Annotated in this window: 26 protein-coding genes; 15 read left to right on the top strand and 11 right to left on the bottom strand. The window is 66.8% G+C overall.

The annotated features are described in order from the left end of the window. Positions 1-129 precede the first annotated feature (129 nt). On the bottom strand, positions 130-1614 hold the full coding sequence (locus KTC28_RS16160) for an ArnT family glycosyltransferase (protein ID WP_216709858.1): 1485 nt from the start codon (positions 1612-1614) through the stop codon (positions 130-132). Positions 1615-1788: 174 nt separating this feature from the next. Here KTC28_RS16160 and KTC28_RS16155 point away from each other — a divergent pair, with 174 nt between their 5' ends. The 3 genes from KTC28_RS16155 to KTC28_RS16145 are packed head-to-tail and all read left to right on the top strand — an operon-like array spanning position 1789 to position 3878. Then, positions 1789-2484 carry a class I SAM-dependent methyltransferase gene (locus KTC28_RS16155; protein WP_216709857.1) on the top strand — a complete coding sequence of 232 codons (696 nt, stop codon included), beginning with the start codon at positions 1789-1791 and terminating at the stop codon, positions 2482-2484. A 3-nt stretch (positions 2485-2487) separates the two neighbouring features. Continuing rightward, on the top strand, positions 2488-2874 hold the full coding sequence (locus tag KTC28_RS16150) for a GtrA family protein (protein ID WP_216709856.1): 387 nt from the start codon (positions 2488-2490) through the stop codon (positions 2872-2874). After that, positions 2871-3878 (top strand): glycosyltransferase family 2 protein, encoded by a 1008-nt coding sequence (locus tag KTC28_RS16145; RefSeq protein WP_216709855.1) that lies wholly within the window; start codon positions 2871-2873, stop codon positions 3876-3878. The genes KTC28_RS16150 and KTC28_RS16145 overlap by 4 nt, the downstream gene beginning before the upstream one ends. Positions 3879-3888: 10 nt before the next feature. On the opposite strand, the gene KTC28_RS16140 is transcribed toward KTC28_RS16145, so the two are convergent. Both KTC28_RS16140 and KTC28_RS16135 read right to left on the bottom strand, forming a co-directional pair. Beyond that, positions 3889-5265 (bottom strand): glutamine synthetase family protein, encoded by a 1377-nt coding sequence (locus tag KTC28_RS16140; protein ID WP_216709854.1) that lies wholly within the window; start codon positions 5263-5265, stop codon positions 3889-3891. Between the two features lie 18 nt (positions 5266-5283). Beyond that, positions 5284-5889, bottom strand: coding sequence for a LysE family translocator (locus KTC28_RS16135; RefSeq protein WP_216709853.1), 606 nt, complete (start codon positions 5887-5889; stop codon positions 5284-5286). 108 nt (positions 5890-5997) lie between these two features. Between KTC28_RS16135 and KTC28_RS16130 the strand changes: the two genes are divergently transcribed. Continuing rightward, the gene (locus tag KTC28_RS16130; protein ID WP_255602097.1) at positions 5998-6417 is read left to right on the top strand and encodes an Lrp/AsnC family transcriptional regulator; all 420 of its coding nucleotides are present in this window, start codon (positions 5998-6000) and stop codon (positions 6415-6417) included. After that, positions 6414-7568 carry a chromate efflux transporter gene (gene chrA / locus KTC28_RS16125; protein WP_216709851.1) on the top strand — a complete coding sequence of 385 codons (1155 nt, stop codon included), beginning with the start codon at positions 6414-6416 and terminating at the stop codon, positions 7566-7568. Before KTC28_RS16130 ends, chrA begins: the two co-directional genes overlap by 4 nt. 1 nt (position 7569) lies before the next feature. On the opposite strand, the gene KTC28_RS16120 is transcribed toward chrA, so the two are convergent. Continuing rightward, complete coding sequence (locus tag KTC28_RS16120; protein ID WP_216709850.1) at positions 7570-8457, bottom strand: DMT family transporter; 888 nt, start codon at positions 8455-8457, stop codon at positions 7570-7572. A gap of 249 nt (positions 8458-8706) precedes the next feature. Then, positions 8707-10167: an exopolysaccharide biosynthesis polyprenyl glycosylphosphotransferase gene (locus tag KTC28_RS16115; protein ID WP_216709849.1), complete on the bottom strand. Its 1461-nt coding sequence runs from the start codon at positions 10165-10167 to the stop codon at positions 8707-8709. A 248-nt stretch (positions 10168-10415) separates the two neighbouring features. On the opposite strand from KTC28_RS16115, the gene pgm reads away from it, so the two are divergent. Next, positions 10416-11999 (top strand): phosphoglucomutase (alpha-D-glucose-1,6-bisphosphate-dependent), encoded by a 1584-nt coding sequence (gene pgm, locus KTC28_RS16110; RefSeq protein WP_216709848.1) that lies wholly within the window; start codon positions 10416-10418, stop codon positions 11997-11999. Positions 12000-12025: 26 nt separating this feature from the next. On the opposite strand, the gene pyrC is transcribed toward pgm, so the two are convergent. Continuing rightward, positions 12026-13042: a dihydroorotase gene (gene pyrC, locus KTC28_RS16105; RefSeq protein WP_216709847.1), complete on the bottom strand. Its 1017-nt coding sequence runs from the start codon at positions 13040-13042 to the stop codon at positions 12026-12028. A gap of 108 nt (positions 13043-13150) precedes the next feature. Between pyrC and KTC28_RS16100 the strand changes: the two genes are divergently transcribed. The 5 genes from KTC28_RS16100 (at position 13151) to KTC28_RS16080 (ending at position 19102) form a co-directional block, all read left to right on the top strand. Further along, a complete protein-coding gene (locus KTC28_RS16100; RefSeq protein ID WP_216709846.1) occupies positions 13151-14449 on the top strand; it encodes a cytochrome P450 in 1299 nt (432 codons plus the stop codon). Between the two features lie 14 nt (positions 14450-14463). Further along, positions 14464-14784, top strand: a complete 321-nt coding sequence (locus KTC28_RS16095) for a 2Fe-2S iron-sulfur cluster-binding protein (RefSeq protein WP_216709845.1) — start codon at positions 14464-14466, stop codon at positions 14782-14784. 274 nt (positions 14785-15058) lie between these two features. Further along, positions 15059-16687: a GMC family oxidoreductase gene (locus KTC28_RS16090; RefSeq protein ID WP_216709844.1), complete on the top strand. Its 1629-nt coding sequence runs from the start codon at positions 15059-15061 to the stop codon at positions 16685-16687. 100 nt (positions 16688-16787) lie between these two features. Next, positions 16788-17222 (top strand): ABA4-like family protein, encoded by a 435-nt coding sequence (locus KTC28_RS16085; protein ID WP_216709843.1) that lies wholly within the window; start codon positions 16788-16790, stop codon positions 17220-17222. Beyond that, positions 17219-19102, top strand: coding sequence for a flavin-containing monooxygenase (locus KTC28_RS16080; RefSeq protein ID WP_216709842.1), 1884 nt, complete (start codon positions 17219-17221; stop codon positions 19100-19102). The genes KTC28_RS16085 and KTC28_RS16080 overlap by 4 nt, the downstream gene beginning before the upstream one ends. Before the next feature lies 1 nt (position 19103). On the opposite strand, the gene KTC28_RS16075 is transcribed toward KTC28_RS16080, so the two are convergent. From KTC28_RS16075 to KTC28_RS16065, 3 genes are all read right to left on the bottom strand, one after another. Further along, entirely contained in the window at positions 19104-19352 is a 249-nt protein-coding gene (locus tag KTC28_RS16075) for a hypothetical protein (protein WP_216709841.1), read from the bottom strand. Positions 19353-19413: 61 nt separating this feature from the next. Then, entirely contained in the window at positions 19414-19674 is a 261-nt protein-coding gene (gene infA / locus KTC28_RS16070) for a translation initiation factor IF-1 (RefSeq protein WP_179870797.1), read from the bottom strand. Positions 19675-19682: 8 nt separating this feature from the next. After that, entirely contained in the window at positions 19683-19889 is a 207-nt protein-coding gene (locus KTC28_RS16065) for a cold-shock protein (protein WP_179870798.1), read from the bottom strand. A gap of 182 nt (positions 19890-20071) precedes the next feature. Here KTC28_RS16065 and KTC28_RS16060 point away from each other — a divergent pair, with 182 nt between their 5' ends. After that, the gene (locus KTC28_RS16060) at positions 20072-20383 is read left to right on the top strand and encodes a DUF952 domain-containing protein (protein WP_216709840.1); all 312 of its coding nucleotides are present in this window, start codon (positions 20072-20074) and stop codon (positions 20381-20383) included. Here the strand turns inward: KTC28_RS16060 and KTC28_RS16055 are convergent. Continuing rightward, the gene (locus KTC28_RS16055; protein ID WP_216709839.1) at positions 20352-20963 is read right to left on the bottom strand and encodes a glutathione S-transferase family protein; all 612 of its coding nucleotides are present in this window, start codon (positions 20961-20963) and stop codon (positions 20352-20354) included. The two genes, KTC28_RS16060 and KTC28_RS16055, sit on opposite strands and share 32 nt — an antisense overlap. 117 nt (positions 20964-21080) lie before the next feature. Between KTC28_RS16055 and KTC28_RS16050 the strand changes: the two genes are divergently transcribed. The 3 genes from KTC28_RS16050 (at position 21081) to KTC28_RS16040 (ending at position 24950) form a co-directional block, all read left to right on the top strand. Further along, the gene (locus KTC28_RS16050) at positions 21081-22550 is read left to right on the top strand and encodes a Do family serine endopeptidase (protein ID WP_255602095.1); all 1470 of its coding nucleotides are present in this window, start codon (positions 21081-21083) and stop codon (positions 22548-22550) included. Between the two features lie 229 nt (positions 22551-22779). Next, positions 22780-23952 (top strand): hypothetical protein, encoded by a 1173-nt coding sequence (locus KTC28_RS16045; protein WP_216709837.1) that lies wholly within the window; start codon positions 22780-22782, stop codon positions 23950-23952. A gap of 128 nt (positions 23953-24080) precedes the next feature. Continuing rightward, positions 24081-24950, top strand: coding sequence for a transporter family protein (locus KTC28_RS16040; protein WP_216709836.1), 870 nt, complete (start codon positions 24081-24083; stop codon positions 24948-24950). A 28-nt stretch (positions 24951-24978) separates the two neighbouring features. On the opposite strand, the gene KTC28_RS16035 is transcribed toward KTC28_RS16040, so the two are convergent. Further along, the gene (locus KTC28_RS16035; protein WP_216709835.1) at positions 24979-25947 is read right to left on the bottom strand and encodes a LysR family transcriptional regulator; all 969 of its coding nucleotides are present in this window, start codon (positions 25945-25947) and stop codon (positions 24979-24981) included. Positions 25948-26229: the final 282 nt, after the last annotated feature.

The following is a 26229-nucleotide window of genomic DNA, read 5'->3' as shown; positions in this document are numbered from 1 at the left end:
GGCACGTCCGCACATAACTGAGACGAGCCCCGCGGCCCATAGTTTATCGAAAGCTGCATGAACCTCCCTCCCGAAGGTCGAGGATCAATGCAGTGCGGAACATCGGTCGTCCAGTCTTGATACGGTCGCTCAGTGCTCGGCAAGGATGCAGCCCGCCCCCGACCAGACCACCCGCCCGTATTCCGCGACGTGATCGCGGACGGCGGGGTCGCAGCTCCCGAAGGATCGCGCGCCGCCAAGCCGATCGAAGTCGGTGGCCTGACTGACCGTCACTCCCGCCTGCGCCGCCGCAAGCGCATAAAAGCGCAGCGTCGGAGCGTAATGGGTCATCCCGGCGTCGTTCGCAAAGCCGGTGTCGACGACGATCAGCGGAACCATCTTGCGCTCACTCGCCGCTGCAATCAGCGTTCCAAAGTCACGAGGCGGCGTCGCCGGAATAAACGGCCTGGTATAGCGATGCCGGACGGCGTCGACCGCACACAGGACAACGACGGCGGCGAGGGCGATCTGGACGCCGGTCCGGACGGCAGGGGGAAAGCGCCGCGCGCCGTGGATGAGGCCAAGTCCGGCGAGCGCGATCGCGGTGGCGACAAAAGGCATGGCGGGGACGAGATACCAGGCGATCTTGGTCGCGGCGCTCGAGTAGACGATCAGGACGCAGGATATCTGGCACAAGGCGAAGATCGCCAGCCGTCGTGGCGGCCCGGCGGCGAGCAGCGGCAAGGCAATGATCGCTGGCCATAATTTGCCCGGGAAATAGATCGTCAGTTCACGGACGTAGAACCATTTGCTCCCGGCATGCTGGTCGAGGGCAGTTTCGAAGCGGCCGCCGAGTTCGTTCAAGGCGACGGCGGCGAGGTAACCGTCCCCCGCCGACCCCCGCAGCCAGTAGAACACACCGCCGATGACCCCGGCGGTCGCGGCGACGATGGCATAGTCGGCGATCTTTCGGGGCAGTGTCCAGAACCCGAAGACCAGCGCATAGACCGCGATGCCGACCCCGGGGATGATCCCGGCGATGCCTTTCGTCAAAATTGCGAGCCCCACGAGCACACCTGCGCCGAGGGCGAGCCCCGCCGCCGGGCGATTTCGCTCGATCAGATCGAACAGGGCGAAGCCGTAGGCGGTCGTGAATAATGTCAGGATCGCGTCGTAATCCCCGGTCTGGCCGGCATGGTAGCCGTAGAACGACGGTGCCGCCGCGAGCAGCGTCCCGGCGGCGATGCCGCAGCCGAACGAGCCGGTGATCCGGCGAACGGCGAAGACCACCAGCGCTACCGTGGCGCACGCCGCCAGCGCCGCCGGCAGGCGTGCGGCAAGGGGCGTCGGGCCGAGCAACTCCATCGACCACGCCATCAGGTTGATCGCCAGCGGTGGCTTGGTGTTCCACAAGTCGGGCCGATAACCGTACGTCGTAATGAAATGCCGGCCGCTGTGCATCATCTCATAAGCGTTGACCGCAAGGCGTGACTCGTCCCACGCCTGGAGCGGAGCCCAGCCGAGATCGAGCAGCTGGAATATCGCCACCGCGACGGCGAACGCGACGAGCACGACGACGGTCGCGACACGCGACAGTCCGGCCCGGCGATCGGTCGGCGCGAGGGTGGGGGGCATGGCGATCCTGTCCGGGGACGAGTGCGGGGGCGAGAACGCAACAAGCTCGCGTCGCTTAGCGGGGTCACCACGCGAAGTCACGCCGATGCTGCAGTGCAACCGTGACAACGTTAGCCCCGCCGCCTATACGCTGGCGGCAGGCGCGGCCGGGGCCGCGAATGCGGGAGTGACGCGATGGACCGGTCCGAGTTCGATCAGTACGCCGACGAGTATCTCGCGCAGCACCAGGCCAACATCGCCGTCACCGGCGAGAACCCCGAATTCTTCGCTCGCTACAAGATCGCACTGACTCGGCAATTCGCGGACGCCGCGCGGCTGGCGGTCCGCCGCACGCTCGACTTCGGCTCGGGGATCGGCGCGTCGGTGCCGTGGTTCCGCCACTATTTCGACGGTGCCGAACTGACCTGTGCCGACGCCTCGCCGCGCAGCCTCGCGCTGAGCCAGTCGCGCTTTCCCGGCGGGGGGGAGCGCTATCTCGAGGTCGATGGCGACGCGCTTCCGCTGGACGACGCGAGCGTCGACCTCGGCTTCTCGGCATGCGTCTTCCACCACATCGGCCATGACGAGCACGTCGGCTGGCTGCGCGAGCTGCGCCGTGTCATCGCGCCCGACGGCCGCCTCGTGATCTTCGAGCACAACCCGTATAACCCACTCACCGTCCGCGCGGTCAACACCTGCCCGTTCGACGCCAACGCCCGGCTGATCACCGCGCGCAAGCTCGCGGCGGCGATGGTTGCCGCGGGCTGGAAGACGGTCGAGACGCGCTACCATTTGTTCTTCCCCCACGCGCTTGCGGCGCTGCGCCCGGTCGAGCCGGCGCTGGCGTGGCTGCCGCTCGGCGGCCAGTATTCGCTCGTCGCGAGCCGATAGCGCGTGCAGCTTCTCCGCTTCCTGACGGTCGGCGTCGCCAACACGCTGCTGACGCTCGCGATCATCTACTTGCTGATGCACCTTGGCGTCGATTACCGGGTCGCCAATGCGGTCGGCTATCTCGTCGGCTTCGTCGTGTCGTTCGTCCTCAACCGCAACTGGACCTTCGCCCATGAAGGCCACTGGGTCGCAAGCCTCGCGCGCTGGCTCGTCGTTGCCGCGGTCGCGTATGGCGGCAACCTCCTGACCGTCGTGGTTCTCCACCAGTGGCTCGGGGTCGATGCGCGGCTGGCGCAGCTCGGCGGGATGCCGGTCTACACCCTGATCTCCTACGCCGGAGGGCGCTTTTTCGCCTTCACGCCGTCGCCGATGTCCGAGGAGACGCGATGACGCTTCGAGCCGCCCCGTCGCTCGATATTGTCGTCCCCTGCTATAATGAGGAGGAGGTGCTCCCCGAGACGGCACGCCAGCTCACCGCGCTGCTCGACAGCCTGCTCGCGGCGGGGAACGTCACCTCCGCGCAGGTGCATTTCGTCGACGACGGCTCGCGCGACCGGACGTGGGCGCTCATCGAGCAACTCCACCAGGCCGACCCGCGGCTGTGCGGGATTAAGCTGTCGCGCAACCGCGGCCACCAGAATGCGCTGATGGCGGGGCTCGGCGCCTCGACCGCCGCCGTCGTCGTGTCGATCGACGCCGACCTCCAGGACGATCCGGCGATCATCGCCGACATGGTCGATGCCTATCGCGGCGGCGCCGAGATCGTCCTCGGCGTGCGCAGCGACCGTGGCACCGACAGCGCGTTCAAGCGGCTGACCGGGCAGGGGTTTTACCGCTTCCTCAAAGGTATGGGGGTCGAGATCGTCTACGACCATGCCGACTACCGGCTGATGAGCCGCCGCGCGTTGAACGCCCTCGCGCAATATACCGAGACCAACCTGTTCCTCCGCGCGCTCATCCCCCAGCTCGGTTTCAGCGTGGCAACGGTCCCCTACCGCCGCGCCGAACGATTTGCCGGTGAGTCCAAATACCCACTGAGCAAGATGCTCGCCTTCGCCCTCGACGGGCTGACGTCGTTCTCGACCCGCCCGCTGCGGCTGATCACATTGCTCGGCTTCCTCGTCTCGACCGTGTCGTTCGCGCTCGGCCTATGGGCGCTGTCGGTCGCAGTGTTCACCACCCAGGGCGTTCCCGGCTGGGCGTCGACCGTCGTGCCGATCTATTTGATCTGCGGGGTCCAGCTCCTGTGCATCGGCATCATCGGCGAATATGTCGGCAAGATTTATTTCGAGACCAAGCGCCGCCCGCGCTTCATCATCGACCAGATGCTCGGGGACGACGAGGTGGTCGTGCAGTCGGCGAAAATGTCTGCCATCCACACGATGGCCGACTGAACCCCGGCCGTCACGCCGACCGGAGCACCCAGTCATAGTCGAGCGGGGTCACGACGGCGGTGTAGCGCTCGTGCTCGACGCGCTTGACCGTGGCGAACATCTCGACCGCCTCCTCGCCGAAATAGTCGATGAGGACCTCGGACCGGGCAAGGCGTTCGATTGCATACGCCCAGTCGGTCGGTAGCCGCTCACCGGTCTCGCCGTAGCCGTCGCCCGCGATCGGCGGTCCCGGATCGGCGCGGCGGGTCAGGCCGTCGTGCATGCCGGCGAGCACCGCCGCGACCGCGAGATACGGGTTCGCGTCGGCCCCGGCGACGCGATGCTCGACATGGCGGCTCGGCGGCGGCCCGGCGGGGATACGCAGCGGGACGGTGCGGTTGTTGAGCCCCCAGCCGGCGCGGACCGGAGCATAGCTGTTGCGGCGGAAGCGGCGGTAGCTGTTCGCGTTCGGCGCGAAGATCGCCATGCCGTCGGCGATCAGGTCTGCCGCTCCGCCGACCGCGTGGCGCATGGCGGGCGTTCCGGTCAGCGCCGGGTCGGCGAAGATGTTCGCCCCGTGAGCGTCGTCGATGCTGACGTGGATGTGGAGCCCGCTGCCCGAGCGGTCGGGGTAGGGCTTGGCCATGAAGGTCGCGACCTGCCCTCGCGCCGTCGCGCACCCCTTGGCGGCGAGCTTGAAGCGGACCGCGTCGTCGCACGCCGCGAGCGCATCGGGCTTGTGCGCGAGGGTCAGTTCGAACTGGCCGGGGGCATATTCGGAGATCGCCGCGCCCGCCGGCACCCCCATCGCGTCGCAAGCCGCCCACAGGTCGCGGAGGAACCCGGCGTCGGCGTCGAGCTGGTCTATCCCATAAACTCGCGGGTGGGGATCGCGGCGGCCGTCGGGACCGGGCGGAGGCTGGATGCCGCCGTCTGCGGTCCGTGTCGCGTCGAGCAGGTAGAATTCGAGCTCGCACGCGACGACCGGGGTCAGGCCGTCGGCGGCGAAGCGTGCGAGGACGCTGCGGAGGATTTCGCGCGGGTCGAGCGCGCATGGACGGCCGTCGAGCTCGTGCATCCCAAGCATCACGCTCGCGCTGTCGTCGCCCTGCCACAAGGCGCGGGCGAGGCTCCCCGGCACCGGCCACGCCGAGCGGTCGGCGTCGCCGTCGGCCCAGACCATCCCCGATTCTTCGATGTCGAGCCCGGTGATGTCGACCACCAGCACCGATCCCGGCAGGTAGCGGCCGATGTCATAGGCGCTCTCGATTTCATGCCGCCGCAGCCGCTTGCCGCGCGGGACGCCGCTCAAGTTAGTGTAGAACAGGTCGAAGAACGCCACGCCCGGGTTCGCCGCGAGAAAGGCAGCGAGCTCGGCGGGATTTGCGGCAGTGGCGGGGCGGGTCATCGCCCCGGCGTACCCGCGCTAATGCCCGAATACCACCGGATAGAGCGTGGCGACCAGCGTCAGCGCGGCGACGACGTTGAACACACGGAGCCGCCGCGGGTCGCTGAGGAAGCGCCGGAGCGATACCCCCATCGCCGCCCACAGCCCGACGCTCGGCAGGTTGATCGCGCCGAAGACGAGCGCGACGATCAGCAATCCGACGCGCGGATTGTCCGCCGGGATGTACGCCGACACCGCGGTCAGCGCCATCGTCCACGCCTTCGGGTTGATCCACTGGAACAGCGCCGCCTGGACGAAGGTCATCGGCTTGCCGCCAGCCTTGCCCGCGACGAGCGGCTTCGGCACCGCGGTCGCGATCTTCCATGCGAGGTAAAGGAGGTAGGCGATGCTCAGCCATTTGATTGCGACCAGCGCGCCGGGGACCAGCCCGATCACCGTCACCAGCCCCGCGCCGACGAGGACGATCATCAGCGTGAAGCCGATCACGACGCCGAGCATGTGAGGGACCGTCCGGGCGAAGCCGAAGTTGGTCCCCGACGCCATCAGCATCAGGTTGTTCGGCCCTGGCGTGATCGACGAGACGAGCGCGAAGGCGACGAGGGCGAGGAACAGCGATTGTGTCATGGTCCGCGCAGTATAAGCGAAGGCGTAACGAACGTCATTGCGAAGATCGTTGTGAATACGCTATCTCTGCAACTTATGACCGATATTGACCCGATAAACCGCAAGATATTGCGTACATTGTCCGAGGATGGACGGATCAGCAATCTCGACCTTGCGAGCAAAGTCGGGCTGTCGCCGTCGGCGTGCCTGCGCCGGGTGCAGGATCTCGAGCGGTCGGGGACGATCACCGGCTACCGCGCGGTGATCGATCCAGCAGCGCGCGGAGCGGGTTTCCTCGCCTATCTCACCATCGGGCTCGCGACGCATACCAAGGCGGCGCAGGCGGGGTTCGAGGCGGCGATCGCCGACGCCCCCGAGGTTCGCGAATGCCACAACGTCACCGGCGGCATCGAATATCTGCTCCGCGTCGAGGTCCGCGACCTTGCCGCGTACAAGTATTTCCACACCGAGGTTCTCGGCGTGATCCCGGGCCTCGCGAGCATAACCTCCTACATCGTCATGGATTCTCCGAAGGACGAGCGGGCGTGATCGAGGTCTTTATCGCCTTCCTGCGCCTCGGCTTGACCTCGTTCGGCGGGCCGGTGGCGCACCTCGGCTATTTCCGCCGGGCGTTCGTCGGGCGGTGGCTCGACGAGGCGCGGTTCGCTGAGATCGTCGGCTTGTGCTCGTTCCTCCCCGGGCCGACGTCGAGCCAGGTCGGCGTTGCGATCGGACTCGACCGCGCGGGGGTGAAGGGAGCCTTCGCGGCGTGGCTCGGCTTCACCCTGCCGTCGGCGATCCTGATGATAGCGTTCGCCTTTGTCGCTGGCAGCCTGCACGGCCCGGTCGCGGCGGCGGCGATCCACGGGCTCAAGCTCGCGGCGGTGGCGATCGTCGCGCAGGCGGTCGTCGGCATGGCGCGGAGCCTGACGCCCGACCTCAAGCGGCTCGGTATCGCGGTCGTCGCGGTGGCGATCGTCGCAGTTGCCGGGCGCTTCGGGCAGCTTGCGGCGATCGCGGCGGGAGCGCTGCTGGGCTTAATCCTGACACGCGAATCCGAAGCGCACTCGCTTGACGTGACCGCACCGCGCCGCTTCCCGGTGTCGCGCCGGACCGGAGGTGTGTGCCTCGCGGTCTTCGCGATTTTGCTCGCCGGACTGCCACTCCTCCGCGCCGCCACCGGCGACTTGGGCGTCGCGGTCGCCGACAGTTTCTACCGGTCGGGCGCGCTGGTTTTCGGCGGCGGTCACGTCGTCCTGCCGCTGCTCCGCGCCGAGGTCGTGCCCCCTGGCTGGATCGGCGGCGACGCGTTCCTCAGCGGCTACGGCGCGGCGCAGGCGTTACCGGGGCCGCTGTTCGCTTTCGCGGCGTATCTCGGCGCGGTGATCGGCGGGGCGGGGGTCGCGGTGCTGGCGCTCGTCGCGCTGTTCGCGCCGGGGATGCTGCTGCTGTTTGGCGCGCTGCCGTTCTGGTCGGCGCTCTCCGCCCAGCCGCTGGCGCGCGCGGCGCTGCGCGGGACCAACGCCGCGGTCGTCGGCATTCTCGCGAGCGCGCTATACGACCCGGTCGGGACCGGAGCGATCGGGTCGTGGCGCGACGCGGTGATCGCGGTCGCCGGGTTTGCCGCGCTGACCTTCGCCAAGGCGCCTCCGCTCGCGGTGGTCGCGGCAACCGTGGGCGCGGCGGTCATATTCGGCTGACTTATGGATGCTCGGTGCGGATCAGCATCGGAGTCACCGGCGTCCGCCGCAGCGCGACGATCAGCACGCCGGTCAGCGCGAGCACCGTCCCCGCGATCATCCGCGCATCGAGCCGGTCGCCGGTCAGCATCACCCCGAACGAGATCGTCGCCAGCGGCGTCATCAGCGTCAGCGGCGCGAGCAGGTTCGCCTCATAGCGCGCGATCAGCCCGTAATAGGTCGTGTGCGCGATCAGGCTGACGACATACGCCGAGAACAGCATCGTCAGGACGAACGGCCAGCCAACGGCGACCGCGCTCGCGACCTGGCCGTGCTCGAACAGCGCCGACGCCACGGCGAGCGGGGCGAACGAGACGAGCGCGACCCACGCCTGGAAGCGCAGCGGCGCGACATTCTCCATCTGCTTCATCAGGATCGCGCCGAGCGACCCGGCGGCGGCGCAGGCGACGATGAACCACAACCCGGTCGACATCGCGATCCCGTTCGGGTTCCACACGACGAGGATGACGCCGGCGAGCGTCAGGCTGATCCCGAGCCCCCGCCGCCAGTGGATCCGCTCGCCGAGGATGACGACCGACAACAAGGTCGTGAACGGGACGCCGAGTTGGATGACCACCGCCGACGCCGACGGTGTTGCCGTCTGCAGCCCGATAAACAGCAAAGCGAAGTTGCCCGCTCCCATCAGTAGCCCGACCGCGACGATCCGCCAGAACGGGCGCGGCACCGGGCGGAGCCACGGCAGGGTGACGACCGCGACCATGACAAAGCGCAGCGCGGCGAAGAACAGCGGCGGGACGTGCCACTGCCCGACGACGATCTTCGACACGACGTTGCTCAGGCCCCACGTCAGGCAGACGGCGACGAGGAGGAGGAAATCGCGGGGGCGCATCGGGAGGGTCCTACGCGTGCTGTTACGGCGGCGAAACCCGTGGTGTGATTATCACGCGTGAAGGGGCGTCGTTGGAGCGGGGGGAGTGGATAGAAGCGACCCCTCTCTAAATTGTCATCCCCGCGAAAGCGGGGACCCAAAGTCACCGACGGCAGTGAGCTTGGGTCCCCGCGTTCGCGGGGATGACAAGATTGAGATCGGCTACGATTAAATGGATCGGGCGGCGACCGCGCAAAGCGCTCCTCGTCCTCAATAAGCCCCCGATTGGAACAGGAACACCGCCGCCGTCCGCGCGATGATCTGGATGTCGAGCGCGGGGGTCCAGCGGTCGATATATTCGATGTCGCTTTCGACGCGGTTGACGATGTCCTTTTCCTCCTCGGTGTTGCCGCGGAAGCCGCGGACCTGGGCGAGGCCGGTGATGCCGGGAAGGACGCGGTGGCGCGCCGGGTAGCGCTTGACGACTTCCTCGTACAGCCGCGCGTCGGCCTTTGCGCCATAGGCATGCGGACGCGGGCCGACGAGCGACATCTGCCCGAACAGCACGTTGACCAGCTGCGGCAGCTCGTCAATGCTCGTCTTGCGCAGGAACGCGCCAACCTTGGTCACCCGGCTGTCGTTCCGCGTCACCAGTTTGTCGGCATTCGCATCGGCGCTGGCGACATACATGCTGCGGAACTTGAGCATGTCGAACGCCTCGTTGTTCATGCCCCGGCGCTTCTGGCGGAACAGCATCGGCCCCGGCGAATCGAGCTTGATGATCAGGCCGACGATCAGCAGCGGCAGACCGATGATCAGCAGGCCGATCGCGGCGGCGGTGCGGTCGAACACGACCTTGGCGAGTGCCTGACCGCCGGTCATGCGGCGGCGATACAGCGACAGCGTCGGCCGCCCGCCGACATAGGTGACCGACTGCTTCGCATTCTCGAGGTCGAGCGTCGCCGGTGCCATCGAGATGTTGACGCTGATCTGTTCGAGCGACTGGACGACATCGTCGATCCGCGATCCCGCCGACCACGGCAGGTCGATGATCACGGTGTCGATCTTCTTCGCCTTGATCTGGCTGACGAAGTCGTCGAGGTCGTGGCCGACGACCATGCCGTTGTAGCTGGTCTTGCCGCCGCGATTGCGCCGGTCGGACATCAGCAGCACCTTGGCGACCGGCCCCGAGCCGTTCTCGATCAGCGAGATCAAGGCTTCGGTCTTTTCGGTGCAGCCATAGATCGCGATGCGCTCGCCGAGCGACCCCTCGCGCGACCGCTCGGCAATTCGATACCGCGCGACCGCGCCCGTCACGCTGATCGTCACGATGCCGGCGACGAAGGTGGTGAAGACCCAGGCCCGCGAGGTGACCTTGAGTTCGGCGAGCATGAAGCCGACGACCATCGTGATGATGCTCGCCTTCGTCCAGTCGTAGAATGCCTGCTTGAGCCGGTCGGTCCGGACGACCTGCGCCTCGATCGACCGGTGATATAGCGACAGCAGCGCGAAGGCGGCGATCCAGCCGACCGCAATCGGAAGATGCGACGTCCCCGGCAGCCGCCCGCCGAGGTCGGTCGACGCCATCGACACGACAACGACAGCGAGCCACAGCAGCTCGGCGACCATCCAGAGATCAAGGGCGACGTTCCAGCTGAGATGGCCCTCGACGGCCGGCTCCGCGTCGGGCGGAGACTCTTTTGCGAGACGTTGGTCAAAGATTACGCCCAAGCCGCCGTCCTTCGCTACACACCGATACACGCCGATGCCATATTGCAGGCACCGAGCCAATTTGGCTTGCGCCCAGAAGGTTAAGGTCTGGTATTAAACGGCAGGGAAACCGCCGCGTTAACGTTCATTTCCCAACAGTCATTACGTTGTCGATGTGCGGAACGCTCCAGAAACGATATTCGCGCGCCAGTTGTTCGGGAGCGGCTGTGCTCTTTCGCCGCGGCCACCGGTCACGTAAAGGGTGGCGCATGACAGCTCCGATCGACATCGCCGCCCTGCTTGCCGCGTATTCCGCGCAGGTTCCCGATCCGGCGATCCCGGCCCAGCGCGTCGCCTTCGGCACCTCGGGTCATCGCGGCTCGGCGTTCGATACCGCGTTCAACGAGGCGCATATCCTCGCCGTGACGCAGGCGGTGTGCGACTGGCGCAGCAGCGAAGGACTCGACGGGCCGCTGTTCGTCGGGCGCGATACCCATGCGCTGTCCGAACCCGCGTTGGCCTCGGCGCTCGAGGTGTTTGCGGGCAACGGCGTGACGGTGATGGTCGATTCCGCGGGCGGCTACACCCCGACCCCGGTGATCAGCCACGCAATCCTGACGTATAATGCCGGGCGCAGCGATCACCTCGCCGACGGCGTCGTCATCACCCCGTCGCACAACCCGCCGCGCGACGGCGGCTTCAAATATAACGGCCCCGACGGCGGCCCCGCCGACACCAACGCGACCGGATGGATCGAACGCCGCGCGAACGACCTGCTGGCGGCGAAGCTTGTGGGGGTCCGCCGCGCCGCGCCCGCCGGAACGCCGTTCGACTACGTCGGCCATTATGTCGGCGACCTCGGCAACGTTATCGACATGGACGTCATCGCGCGGTCGGGAATCCGCATCGGCGTCGATCCGCTCGGCGGGGCGGGGGTCGGCTATTGGGGGCCGATCGCCGAGCGCTACGGGCTCGACCTGACAGTGGTCAACACGGTCGTCGACCCGGCGTTCGGCTTCATGCCACCCGATTGGGACGGCAAGATCCGGATGGACTGCTCGTCGCCGTTCGCGATGGCCGGGCTGATCGGGATGAAGGACCGATACGATATCGCCTTCGCCAACGATCCCGACGCCGACCGCCACGGCATCGTCACCCCGGCGGGGCTGATGAACCCGAACCATTATCTCAGCGCTGCGATCGATTATTTGCTTGAGGCGCGGCCCGGCTGGAGCGCGACCGCCGCGGTCGGCAAGACCGTCGTCACCAGCGCGATGCTCGACCGCGTCGCCGCCGCGCACGGCCGGAAGGTCGTCGAGGTGCCGGTCGGCTTCAAATGGTTCGTCGGCGGACTGCGCGATGGCACCATCGCGTTTGCGGGCGAGGAGAGCGCGGGGGCGTCGTTCCTCCGCCGCGACGGCAGCGTCTGGACGACCGACAAGGACGGGCTGATCCTCGGCCTCGCCGCCGCCGAGATGACCGCCGCGACCGGCGAGAGTCCGAGCACACGCTATGCGCGGCTGACCGCGGCACTCGGCGAGCCGTTCTACGCCCGCACCGACGCCCCCGCGAGCCCGGCGCAAAAGGCCGCGTTCAAGACGCTCGACGTCGCCGCGTTCGAGGGCAACCTCGCGGGCGATCCCGTCACCGCCGTCACCACCACCGCCCCCGGCAACGGCGCGGCGTTCGGCGGGGTCAAGGTCGCCACCGCCAACGGCTGGTTCGCCGCCCGCCCGTCGGGAACCGAGAACGTCTACAAGATCTATGCCGAAAGCTTCGTCGACGCTGGACATCTCGCGCGAGTCCAGGACGAGGCGCAGGCGAAGATGGCGCGGGTGTTCGCCACCGCTTAGATGCTCCCCCGAAGACGGGGGAGGATTTAGACGGCGATCCGCCACGCCAGCGTCTCGCCCGCATGGAACGGTACCAGCTCGCCGAACCGCTCCGGCACCACCACCGCCGCGCGCTCAAGCGTCATCCGCGCCTCGTTCACCGGCAGGCGGTAGAATGCCGGACCGTTGAGCGAGGCGAAGGCCTCGAGCCGGTCGAGCGCCCCCTCCTCGTCGAACACCGCGGCATAGCTTTCGATCGCGAACGGCGCATTGAACACCCCCGCACACCCGCACGCGGCTTCCTTGGTGTCGAGCGCGTGCGGGGCCGAATCCGTGCCGAGGAAGAACTTTGCACTCCCCGACGTCGCCGCCGCGCGCAGCGCCAGCCGGTGCGTCTCGCGCTTCAATATCGGCAGGCAGTACAGATGCGGGCGGATGCCCCCGGCGAATAGCGCGTTGCGGCTGTGGTGGAGGTGGTGCGGGGTGATCGTCGCGGCGACGTTGGGGCCGCTCGCGGTGACGAAGTCGGCGGCTTCGCGCGTCGTGATATGTTCGAGGACGACCCGCAGCTCGGGCAGGCGCGCGACGAGCGGGGTCAGGATGCGGTCGATGAACACCGCCTCGCGGTCGAAGATGTCGATGTCGGCGCTGGTGACCTCGCCGTGGATTAGCAGCGGCAACTCGGCATCGGCCATCGCTTCGAGCACCGGCATGATCGCGGCGATATCGGTAACCCCGGCGGCGGAGTTGGTCGTCGCGTTCGCCGGGTACAGCTTGGCGGCGGTGAACACGCCCGCAGCGGCACCCGCGATCAGGTCGGCGGCGTCGGTGGTGTCGGTCAGGTACGCGGTCATCAGCGGGGTGAAGCCCGGCGCGGCGGCGGCGATGCGTTCGCGGTATTCGCGGGCGAGCACGGTGGTCGTCACCGGGGTCTTGAGGTTGGGCATGACGATCGCGCGGGCGAACTGCGCCGCGGTGAAGCGGGCGACAGCGGCCAGCATCGCGCCGTCGCGGAGGTGGACGTGCCAATCGTCGGGGCGGGGGATCGTGATGCGGTCAGTCATCGGCATTGGTTAGGGTCTCGGCCGCTCCGGCGATAGTCCATTGCGCTTTGCGTAGTGGTAGTGCACGTTCCTGAGTGAGACTCGATAACGGGCGCTTGGGAGACGGACATGGCGACACGGGCGATCGATTTCGCGGCGGCGCGCGCAAACGAGCCGCCGCACCTCGCTGCGGCGCGCGCGCGGGCGTATGCGATGCCGCTCGACGATTTCGACATGCTCGACCCCGATCTGTGGGTGAACGACACGCACTGGCCTTATTTCGAGCGGTTGCGCGACGAGGACCCGGTCCATTATCACGCCAACGGGCGCTTCGGGCCGTATTGGTCGGTCACGCGCTACGCCGACATCATGGCGGTCGACACCAATCATGCCCAATTCTCGTCGGACGCGCACCTCGGCGGGATCACCGCGAAGGACATGGACAAGGATTTCATCCTGCCGATGTTCATCGCGATGGATCAGCCCAAGCACGACGTCCAGCGCAAGGCGGTGTCGCCGATCGTCTCGCCGGGCAATCTCGCCAACCTCGAAGTCCTGATCCGCGAGCGCGCGCAGGCGATCTTCGACGGGCTGCCGCGCGGCGAGGTGTTCGACTGGGTCGACCGCGTCTCGATCGAGCTGACGACGCAGATGCTCGCGACGCTGTTCGACTTCCCATGGGAGGACCGCCGCCTGCTGACCTATTGGTCCGACATGGCGACCGCCGACGAGACGATTCCGGGCAACCCGACCAAGGCCGAGCGCGAGGCGATCATGCTCGAATGCCTGATCTATTTCACCGGCCTGTGGAATCAGCGGGTCAACCCGGTCGAGGGGGCAGCGCCGGGCAACGACCTCGTCTCGATGCTCGCGCACAATCCGGCGACGCGTGACATGATCCCGATGGAATATCTCGGCAATCTGCTGCTGCTGATCGTCGGCGGCAATGACACGACGCGCAATTCGATCACCGGTGGGCTGACCTTCATGGCGGCCAACCCCGGCCAGTGGGCCAAGCTCAAGGCGAACCCGGCGCTGATCGAGTCGGCGGTGAGCGAGATCATCCGCTATCAGACCCCTCTCGCGCACATGCGCCGGACCGCGCTGGTCGACGTCGAACTGGGCGGCAAGACCATCCGCAAGGGCGACCGCGTTGTCATGTGGTACGTCTCGGGCAACCGCGACGAACGCTCGATCGCCGACCCCGACAGCTTCATCGTCGACCGCGCCCGCCCGCGCCAGCATTTGTCGTTCGGCTTCGGCATCCACCGCTGCGTCGGCAACCGGCTGGCGGAAATGCAGCTCAAGATCGTTTGGGAGGAGATTCTCAAGCGCTTCCCCACGATCGAGATCATGGGACCGCCGGCGCGGGTTCCGTCGGCGTTCGTCAAAGGCTATGCCAGCCTGCCGGTCCGCATTCCGGCCTGAAGCGAGGACGAGCATTGGCGAAGATCACCTACGTCGCGGCCGACGGTAGCGCGCGGACGCTCGAGGTCGAGGACGGCTACTCGCTGATGGAGGCTGCGGTCTCGAACGGCATCCCCGGGATCGACGGCGATTGCGGCGGCAACTGCGCGTGCGCGACGTGCCATGTCCATGTCGACGCCGCGTGGCTCGTGCTGGCGGGGACGAAGTCGGACATGGAGGAGTCGATGCTCGACTTCGCCGAGGGGGTCACCGCCGACAGCCGCCTCGCGTGCCAGATCTACGCGTCGCCCGCGCTTGATGGGATGATCGTCCGGACGCCGGTTTCGCAACACTGAGCGGCGTCGCGTCGAAATAGGAAAATCACGGAAGTCAGGTTAGAGCCGTCATCCCGGCGAAGGCCGGGACCCACTGTCGAGCGCAACGCGAATTTCGGAGCTTGCCACGACCGTGGGTCCCGGCCTTCGCCGGGATGACGGCTGAGGGGGGATTGCTCCCCGCCGACGGTCAATCGCCCCCGCAACCATGGCCATCTGGGGGTCTAGCCTCGCCGCACAACCTCCCGCATACTCGCCCCGTCGACCGGCAAAAGCCGGCGTGGGGAGAGAGCGCATGGAAGTCGATTACATCATCGTCGGCGCGGGCAGTGCGGGGTGCGTCCTCGCCAATCGGCTGACCGAGGACGGCACCGCGACCGTCCTGCTGCTCGAGGCGGGCGGCAAGGACTCGAGCCCGATGATCCATATCCCGGTCGGCTACGCGCGCACGCTCAAGGACCCCAAGGTCAATTGGCTATACCAGACCGAGGAGGACCCCGGCAGCGGCGGGCGTCCGCACGTCTGGCCGCGCGGCAAGGTGCTCGGCGGATCGTCGTCGATCAACGGGCTGCTCTATGTCCGCGGGCAGGCGGCGGATTACGACAATTGGGCGCAGTCGGGGTGCACCGGCTGGAGCCACACCGACGTCCTGCCGTACTTCAAGCGCGCCGAGCATAATGAGCGCTTGAGCGACGACCACCACGGCACCGACGGGCCACTGAACGTCTCCGACATCACCGAGCACCACCCGGTTTCGGACGCGGTCATCGCTGCCGGGACCGAGGCGGGGCTGCCGTTCAACGACGACGTCAACGGCGCTAGCCAGGACGGCATCAGCTATTTCCAGCTGACCGTGAAGAATGGCCGCCGCTGGTCGGCGGCGATGGCGTATCTCCGCCCCGCGCTCGACCGGGCAAACCTGACCGTCGTCACCGAAGCGCACGCCGAGCGCGTCATTATCGACAACGGCCGCGCGACCGGGGTTCGCTTCCGCAAGGACGGCGCGAGCGTCAAGGCGACCGCGCGGCGCGAGGTGATCCTGAGCGGCGGTGCCGTCAACTCGCCGCAACTGCTTGAACTGTCGGGGATCGGCGATCCCGAGGTGCTGCGCGCCGCCGGGATCGATGTCCGCGTCGCTGCCCCCGGGGTCGGGACGAATTTGCAGGACCATTATGTCGTGTCGATGCAGTACCGGCTGAACAACTGCGTTTCGGTCAACGAGCTCAGCCGCGGCTGGCGCTTGGTCCGCGAGGCGGCGCGCTATGCCGCGTCGCGCAAGGGGCTGCTCACCATGTCGGCGGCGCATGTCCAGGCGTATGTCAGGACGCGGCCGGGGCTCGACGGGCCCGACGTGCAGTTCCACATCCTGCCCGCGACGGTCGACGTCGAGAAGTTCGTCGCGAAGCAGATCTGGGAGCTCGAGAAAAAGCCCGGCCTGACCTTCGCCGCGTGTCAGCTTCGCCCCGAAAGCCGGGGGACGATCCACGTCAAGTCCGCCGACCCGTTCGCCCCGCCGTCGATCCGCCCGAACTATCTCGCCGACCGGCTCGACCAGGACACGATCGTTGCCGGCCTGCGCTGGGGGCGGGTGATCGCCGGGCAGCAGGCGCTGTCGCCGTACATGGGCGACGAACTGCTGCCGGGGACTGCGGTCGAGTCCGACGCCGACCTGCTCGAATTCGCCCGCCAGTCGGGGAGCACGATCTACCACCCGGTCGGGACCTGCGCGATGGGCCGCGCGGGCGACCCCCGCGCCGTCGTCGACCCCGAATTGCGGGTGCGCGGGGTCGAGGGGCTGCGTGTGGTCGATGCCTCGGTCATGCCGCGGCTGGTCAGCGGGAACACCAACGCGCCGACGATCATGATCGCGGAGAAAGCGAGCGACATGATCCGGGCAAGCGCGCGGGCAAGGATGGCAGCGTGACTTCTCTGAATTGTCATCCCCGCGAACGCGGGGACTTAAAGTCGCTGCCGTTGGTGACCTTGGGTCGCCGCGATCGCGGGGATGACAATTAGGCGTGACGATGCCCCTCGACCTCCTCTTCCGCATCGCCTCGACGATCGCGCTTGCCGGGTGGATTATCCTCGCCCTCGCTCCGTTGCAGCGTCCGCTCGCAGTGCTGGTGGCGCGCACCCTCGCAGCGGTCCTGTGCGGCGGTTATCTCGCGGTCCTGATCCACGCGCTGAGCAATGGTCCGCCGATCCCGGGGGCGAGCTTTAATTCGCTCGACGGGGTGATGGCGCTGCTCAAGACGCGCGAAGCGTTCCTCGCGGGCTGGGTGCATTACCTCGCGTTCGACCTGTTCATCGGGGCGTGGGAGGCAGAGACCGCGCCCGCCGCGCGCGTGCCCCACTGGCTGCTGCTGGTCTGCCTCGCGCTGACCTTCCTCGCCGGGCCGATCGGGCTGCTGACTTATCTCGTGCTGCGCGCGGCGCGGCAAAGGAGCCGCGGATTATGACCGACGCAGACATCGATGCCGCGCTCGAAGGCGCGCATATCCCGTCGCTGCTCGTGGCGATCGCGCATCTGACCGGCAATGCCGATCACCTCCGCGACTTCGACCGCCCGGTGTACGAGTTCTTTGGCGACGGGCAGGGCAATCTTCCCCCCGAGCAGCAGGCACGCGCGCGGTCGCTCGCGGCGGAGGCGATGCGTGCGCATCGCGACCGCGGCGCGAAGCTGCCGCCCCGTCCGTCCGAGGCGGCGATCCGCGCCTGCATGGATTTCATCGCCGGGGCCGACATTCCCGAGCCGTACGTCCCGTTCCTGATCGAGGAACTCGCGCTCGATGGTCCCGAGGCGCGCGAGCTGCGCGTGACGATCGATGCCCCCGCCGCAGCCAAGGCCGACTTCCCCGTCGTCGTCATCGGCGCGGGCATGTCGGGGCTGCTGATGGGGCTCTCGCTCGTTCAGGCCGGGCTGCCGTTCACGATCGTCGAGGCGAACGCCGACGTCGGCGGGACGTGGCTGGCGAACCAGTATCCGGGAGTCCGCGTCGACACGCCCAATCACCTCTACAGCTATTCGTTCGCGGACGATCACGCTTGGCCGAAGTTGTATTCGACCGGTGATGTCCTCCATGGCTATTTCGCGAAAGTCGCGGATGCCCACGGCCTCCGCGAGCACATCCGCTTCAACACAAAGGTCGAGGCGGCGACTTGGGACGCGGCGGCGTCGGTCTGGCGCGTCCGGCTGAGCAGCGGCGACGTGCTCACCGCGCGCGCGGTCGTCAGCGCGGTCGGGCAGTTGAACGTCCCCAAATATCCCGACCTGCCCGGCATCGGCGACTTTGCCGGACCGGCGTTCCATTCGGCGCGCTGGGATCACGGGGTCGACCTGACCGGCAAGCGTGTCGCGGTGATCGGCACCGGCGCGAGTGCGTTCCAGTTCGTCCCTGAAATTGCAGGCGACGTCGGCCATCTCAGCGTCTTCCAGCGGACCCCGCCGTGGCTGGGGCCGACTCCGGACTATCACGACGCGGTGCCGGCGGCGACGCAGTGGCTGATCGACCATGTCCCGTTCTACGCCAACTGGTGGCGCTTCTGGCTGTTCTGGATGCTGACCGACGGCATCCTCGGTGCGGTGACGCGCGACGCCGAGTGGGCGGGCGAGGGGGCGATTTCGGCGGTCAACGACGAACTGCGGCAGGCACTGACCGGCTATATCGCGAGCCAAGTCGAGGACCGTCCCGACCTGCTGCCGAAGCTGATCCCCGCCTATCCGCCGGGGGCGAAGCGGATGCTGCGCGACAACGGCGTCTGGATCGGCGCGCTCAAGCGCCCGAACGTCGACCTGATCGACGAGCCCGTCGCACGGATCGTGCCCGAGGGAGTCGAACTGGCGAGCGGGTGCGTGGTCGGCGCCGACGTGCTGATCTACGGCACAGGATTCCACGCGAGCGATTTCCTGATGCCGATGACGGTGATGGGGGAGGGCGGGCGCGACCTCCACGCGACGTGGGACGGCGATGCGCGCGCGTATCTCGGGATGACGATGCCGGGCTTCCCGAACTTCTTCACGATCTATGGGCCGAACACCAACATCGTCGTCAACGGCAGCATCATCTTCTTCTCGGAATGCTCGGTGACGTACATCCTCGGCGCGCTCAAGCTGCTGATCGAGACGGATGCGAAGGCGATGACGCCGAAGCAAGATGTCCACGACGCGTTCAATACGCGGGTCGATGCGGCGAACGCGGAGATGGCGTGGGGGTCGCCCGGCGTGTCGAGCTGGTACAAGTCGAAGTCGGGGCGGGTGTCGCAGAACTGGCCGTTCGCGCTGGTCGATTACTGGAACGCGACGCGGGCACCCGATCCGGCGGATTTCGAACTGCGCTAAATTAGCGGCGCTTTTCCTGGACGCGGAGGCTCGACCCATCCGGCATGCGGACGAGGACGTGGTCGCTGAAGCGATTGATCACCGGGGCTTCGACGTCGCGGCTCGACACGCTGCCGGTGCGGTAGTCGGTCTCGCGGAAGGGCACGATGCGGTAATCGAGCGCGCGGTCCTCGATCAGCTTGGCGTCGGCGATCTCGATTTCGGCAACGTCGGTTACCGGTACGGCGTTCGTGACGATGGCGTCGCTCATGGCACGAACCCTCGGAGAAAGAGTGTGCCCCGGGGCATTGCTGCCCCGGGGCGGGTTATCGTCAGCGGCGGAAGAAGCGGCGCTGGTTCATCGGCGGATTGACCGTCTTTTCGCGGAACACGATACGCCCCTTGTCGAGGTCGTAGGCGGTCATTTCGACATGGACCCGGTCGCCAACGATCGAGCGGATACGATTCTTGCGCATCTTGCCCGCCGTGTAGGCGATGATCTCATGGTCGTTTTCAAGCTTCACGCGGAACCGGCCATCGGGCAGGATCTCGGCGATCGTGCCCTCGACCTTGAGTGCTTCTTCCTTCGCCATACGGGCTGTTAAGCCAGCTGGAGGTTGACGGCCGAGCTGCGGCCCTGGCGGTCGTTCTCGACGTCGAAGCTGACCTTCTGGCCTTCGTTGAGACCGTTGAGGCCCGAACGCTCGACTGCCGAAACGTGGACGAAGACGTCCTTGGAAGCGCCGTCCGGAGCGATGAAGCCATAGCCCTTGGCGCTGTTGAAGAATTTGACGGTACCGATCGCCATGTAGAAAAGTCCTTAGATCGTTCAAGAGGTCCGGACGCAAAACCGCGCCCGAACGCCTCGGCAGCAAGAAAACGAAAGAGGGGGCGTGAAGCGCCGCTCGACGGTTGCAGGCAACTTCGGCTGGCTGCTATGTGCGCGCTTTGCCGGGCAAATGCAAGGCAGAGCGTAAATCGGGACTAACCATGCTCGTCTACAAGATTTTGCGCAGCCCCGAATGGGTGGCGTTCGAGCGCGACGGGGTGTTCGCCGGATCGGCCGACGATCTCCGCGACGGCTACATCCATATGTCGACCGACGCCCAGACGGCGGGGACCATGGCGAAGTATTTCGCCGGCGAGGCGGTGACGGTGGTGACGCTCGACACCGACGCGCTCGGCGACGCGCTGCGCTGGGAGGAGTCGCGCGGCGGCATGCTGTTCCCGCATTTATACCGCGCGCTCGACCGCCGCGACGTGATCGCGGTCAGCGACGCTCCGCCGCCACCGCCCGCGTGAAGCCATCGCGCGCCTGCAGCCGCGCCCAATAGGCGATCAGCGACGGCGCGAGCCCGGCGAGCAGATCGAGGCGCTCGGCGAGAAGCAATGCATAGCCCACCGAGATATCGGCGGCGGTAAAGCGCCCGGCGCAGAGATAGTCGCGGGTTTCGAGCGCTGCGGCGGCGAGCACCGTCCGCTTGGCGAACCACTTGGCATAATCGTCCGCCGCCGCCTGCAGCCCCTTCGCGGGTTCGAACACCCGATAGCGAAGCACGAGCGTCTGCGGAAACGTCAATGTCGCCTCGCCGTGGTGGAGCCAGTTGAGATACGCGCCATAATTCGGCTCGTCCGGCGTCACCGCGAGCGAGGTCGAACCGTATTTCGTGACGAGATATTCGCAGATTGCCGCCGACTCCGTCATCGCCGCCGGCCCGTCTGTAAAGAACGGGATCGTCCCCAGCGGATTGATGTCGAGGTAGCCGGGAACCGTGAAGCGCGGCGGGAACGGCATCGTCTCGAGGGAGTAGTCGAGGCCGAGCTCCTCGAGCGTCCACAACGCGCGAAACGATCGCGCCCCGGCGCAATGGTAGAGTTTCATCTGGCAGCCCCTCGCGCAGTTCATTGCGGCTTCAGCGATCTAGTCCCACATGCACAGCGAGGAAATCCTCGCTCGCGTGCGGGGGAGTATCGAGAACGCGGAGAGACTATGCGACCGATGATGCGAACTGCAATCCTGCTTGGCGGGGGCGCTATCGGTGGACTGGCCCTTGCGCTCGGGATCGAGAACGGCGTCGGTCACGCGCCCGTCAGCGCCGATGTCCTCGCGCCGCCGCCAGCCGTCGCCGTCACGCGTGCCGCCCCCGCCGACCTTGGCCAGGTCCAGCTGTCATTCGCCCCCGTCGCCAAGCGCGCCGCCCCGGCGGTCGTTAACGTCTACTCCGCTCGCGTCAATCGCAGCCGCGCGACGATGATGGACGACCCGTTCTTCCGGCAATTCTTCGGTGGCGGCGCGCCGCAACCGCGTGTCGAGCAGTCGCTCGGGTCGGGCGTCATCGTCCAGTCCGACGGGTTGATCGTCACCAACAACCACGTCGTCGCCGGTGCCGACGAAATCCTCGTCGGGCTCGCCGACCGCCGCGAATATAAGGCGAAGCTGGTGTTCGCCGACGCCAAGTCCGACCTCGCCTTGCTACGGATCGACACCAAGGGCGCGAAGCTGCCGGTGATCAAGCTCGGCGACAGCGACCGCGCCGAGGTCGGCGATGTCGTCCTCGCGGTCGGCAATCCGTTCGGCGTCGGCCAGACGGTCACCCACGGCATCGTCTCGGCGGTCGCGCGCACCGGCGTCGGCGTGTCGGACTATCAGTTCTTCATCCAGACCGACGCGGCGATCAATCCGGGCAATTCGGGCGGCGCGCTGCTCGACCTGCGCGGCGACCTCGTCGGCATCAACACCGCGATCTACTCGCGCAGCGGCGGGTCGCAGGGCATCGGCTTCGCGATCCCGGCAAACATCGTCCGCGTCTTCCTTGCAGCCGCGGGGACCGGCAAGCTCGTCACCGGCTGGATCGGCGCCGAGGGCGAGACCGTCACCGCCGACAGCGCGCGGCTGGCCGGGCTCGACCGTCCGGGCGGGGTGCTGGTGACCGCGGTCACGCCGGGGTCGCCCGCCGCGAACGCAGGGATCAAGGTCGGCGACGTGATCTCCGGGATCGACGGCAAGGACGTCGCCGATCCGGGGATGCTGCGCTACCGCATCGCGACGCAGGGGGTGGGGACCAAGCTCGATGTGACGCTGCTCCGCGCCGGGAAGACCGAGCGGGTCGCGCTGACGCTGGCCAAGCCGCCCGAGAACCCGCCGCGCGCGCTGTCGACGGTCGGCGGCGACAACCTGCTGACCGGGGTAACCGTCGGCAACCTGTCGCCCGCCTTCGCGCAGGAACTCGGCGCTGGGCTGCCCGAGCGCGGCGTCGTCGTCACCGCGATCGACCCGGGCGCTCCCGCTGCGCGCTTTGGTTACCTTCAGCCGGGCGACGTGATCGAGGCGCTCAATGGCGTGACGGTCGGAACCGTCGCGGCGATTCCGCAAGCTGCGCGCTCGGCCCCGGCGAGCGTCCGCATCAACCGCGGCGGTCAAAGATCGGAGTGCGGAGTGGTGCAAGGGCAGTTGGCCTGCCGGTCGTAAAGGAAGCGTGGCCCTATTATTCCCGCGCAAGCGGGGACCCGCCGACGATACTCGCGAGTTGATGTGCATCTCGCGCCGAGCGCACGCCCTGTGCGTGGCACGATTGGACCGATATATACGTAGGGTCATAGCGATACCCTATCGAACCGATAGCGCTTAGGTATTTCCGCCGGTCGAGGCATCGGCCTACCCATCATCGCAGGACATGGAACCTGATGGGAATATAGCTATGAATTTAAAGACATTGGCCCTCGCTTTCGCCGTACTGGCGCCGGTTGCTGCCGGAGCGACGACGACCGACGACATTCGGTCGATCCAAAGCGAAGCCGCCAAGGAATCGGGCCGCCAAGCTTATACGATCGGTCACGGTACCAAGTTCAAGCCGACCGATCACGTCTTCGTGAAAAGCGCGCTAGCAATCGATTTTACCTTCCGTAAGGCGAGCGTCACGCTGCCGCTTTACCGCGGCATCGGTCCGAGCGGCGAGCCGACGTTCTTCATCATCACCGAATCGTCCGACTTTGACGTCGCTCGTTCGATGGGTATCAACTACGCCCCCAAGCTCGCCAAGGGCGCGCAGTCGGACGGCGCGATGCAGGTGACGATCGTCAAGGGCGTCGTGCATCTGCCGGGTGACGTCGACTTCTCGCCGGTCTATGCGGTTGCTCCCGGCGCCGGCGACAAGCCGTTCCCCCCCAGCTTCGCAACGCCGGGTGCGCTCGGTGATGCGAACTACTCGTCGCTCGCGGTTCTGCCGAGCGGTGTCGTCCTCAATATCCAGGTCGTTGCCAACGCGAGCGGGCAGCACGACCGGGCGGTCGCCGTCGATCTCAAGAAGCGGACGATCACGATGTCGCTCCTCGACGGAATGCACGACGGCAAGCAGTGGTTCTACCACATGGTGACCGACGTCTCGGCGGCTGTGCCGTCGGTGCTGGAGAAGGGGGTTTATGCGCCCCGCCTCGAAAAGCTGCCGACGTTCGGGAGCTCGACGCCCGAGGACAATTCGGCTTTGCTGGGCTTCTCGCCGGTGCTCAACGGGCCGCGTGATGCGAACTCGAACCAGTCGCAGGGTTTCGAGATGTCGCTCGCCAACGGTGGCGTCGATCCGATCAACGTCTTCCCGGTCGGGCCGCAGAATGACGACCGGTCGGCATCGAACAACTACAGCCCGATGTGGGACGCCCACGTCAGCCAGTGGACCGCCGCCGCAATTCGTGATGGCAAGGTTCGCCGCATCGTCTCGTTTGCCGATCTCAAGGAACTGATCGGCGCGGGTCTGGTCGAAAGCGCATTCATCAACCCCCCCGGTTCGGGCAATGCGTTCGTCGGCGGCCTTCGCCCGACGCGTGCGATCGTCAATTGCCCGGTCATCGCCCAGCCTGAGCTCGCCTCTCGCTGAGTCGCCTTCAGGGCCGGGCGCCCCCTCCCGGCCCTGATTGCCATCCCACACGCCACTCGCGGACGGCCTGCCGAATGCGGTGCGGCGTACCCGGCGGCAATTGCAAAGGCTCGAGCATGATTCCGTCGGTGAAAATCCCGAAACCGGCACTAACCCGCCGCGTCGCCTTCCTCGCTGCCCTCGCAGTTCTGCCCGTAGCGGCCGCAGCGCAGGAGGCCCCCTCGCTCGCCGCGTCCGCCGATCCGGCCTGGTCGCCATTGAGCTCGACCGCATTCGGTTCGGAATTGTTTGAAAAATGGATCCCGGTGCCCAACGGCGATGGCGGCGCTCCCCGGCAGGGCTGGCTAGCGACCGCCGATGGCTTCTTCACCCGTGAAGTCCACCTCGCCTATGACTACACCGATGCCAAGGGTCCGGACACGCACGAGGGTCTCGCCCGCTTCAACTATCCGCTGTCGCGGCGCCTGTGGGCTGGCCTTGAGGTCCCGTTCTATCAAGAGTCGGGAGGCCGCAGCAATTTTGGCGACATCACGCTGACGACGCAGCTGATGATCGCGGAAACCAAGAACCTGTCGATCAACACCGGCGTCGGCTGGCGGCTCCCGACGGGGTCGAGCCGCCTCGGGAACTCAGTGTTCGCGGCGCAACCGCAGATTAATTTCTGGAGCGACGTCGGCAAGGGCTTCTCGCTCCGCGGCCGGGTTGCCTACGAGTTCGCCGATGGCCGCCTCCCCGATTCCTTCGCGCTCAACGCGGCGGTCGGCCGGACGATCACGCCGCACAGTGACGCTCCCTTCGGCGACCTTACACTCTATGTCGCGGGTAACTGGCGCGAGCCCACCACCGGCGTCGGCAAAAGCTTCGTCAGCATCACCCCGGGTATGCGGACCCACGTCGGCGGAAACCTGTTCCTGCTTTCCGGCGTCGAGTTCCCCGTCACGGACAACCGCAACTCATTCCGGGAAAAATACATCGTTCAGCTCGTTCAGGGCTTCTGACCGTCGGCGGTTGAATAATCGAGGCGTGTCAAACCGGAACGCGGCGGCGGCGATGGGGCAGTGCGACACCACCAGGGCAGACTCGTGCGCGGGTTTCCCGATGGTACTCGACCGCCTTGTCCCGCCCTCGTGGCCACACGAAGGCGCGAGCCTCGGCAACGAAGGCGCCGACCGCAGGTGAATGCGGTCGGCCGCGAACGGTGACAAGCTGGACGCGACGCTGGAAGCTCGGCTCGATGAGCGGTTTTACGACAAGGCTCGGATCGGTCACGCTGAACTCGGGCAAAAACCCGAGGCCGACCCCGGCCTTGATCATCCCCTGGACCCAGTCGTCGCGTTCGCTGGTGAAGACCTGATTTAATTTCACTCCCATCGCGGCAAATTCGAGCTTGGCGATGTCGGCATATTCGCAGCTCGCCCGATTGACGTATTTTTCGCCGTGCAAATCCTTGCCCGTGACGGCGAGCCGATCCGTCAGCGGATGATCCTCCGGTAGCGCGATGACGAAGCTTTCTTCGAACAACTCGACCGCGTGGAAGCGGTGGTCGAGCTTTTCCGGCATCCCGAACAGCGCCAGATCGAGCTCGCCGCCGGTCAGCATGTCGATCAGCGACTGCGCCGTGCAATCTTGTACGCAGAAACTCACGGTCGGATAGTCGTGGCGAAACTTAATGATGAGGTCGCAGATAATCGCCGGCCCGACAGTGCACATCGCCCCAATTCTGAGCGGAACCGAACCCAGCCGACGATAGGCGTCGGCGGCAAGCTTTGCAGTCGCAGTCTGCTCGGCGGCGGCTGCGAGGAAGGGCGACATGATGCGCCCGAGCTCGGTCAGATGCGTATTTCCCCGCTCGCGATGGAACAGCGGGCCGCCGAATTCAGCCTCGAGTGCCTGGATGGCCCGGGTCAGCGAGGGCTGAGACACGTTGCATTGCTTCGCGGCACGCGTGAAATTCAGCGTTCGTGCCACGGCTAAGAAGTAGCGAACCTGCTGCATTTCCACGCGCTTTACCTTCTATCGCAGGCGCAGCGAGCGGCGTGCCGAATTGGAAAGACCCCGCCCGCAATCGTCGCCAGCTTTTTGCACGAGTTAACTTTAGACCACCGACGCATGCCGTGCTTAGCACTTTGGCAGTAGAGCGTCTCGATAAGGCCAAGTCCGCCGCGGGTGCGCGAAAGCGTACGTGGTATCTTCCGTCCGGTTCGCGCTCATGCCGCCAATAATTCGCCCATCATCATGGCAGCTTTCGGCAGGGTGCACCGCCGAGTTACACACGAT

The sequence above is a fragment of the Polymorphobacter megasporae genome (assembly GCF_018982885.2).
Classification (GTDB): Bacteria; Pseudomonadota; Alphaproteobacteria; order Sphingomonadales; family Sphingomonadaceae; genus Polymorphobacter_B; species Polymorphobacter_B megasporae.
Note: the sequence above shows the minus strand (reverse complement) of the source record. Positions and strands in the feature narration are given on the sequence as shown.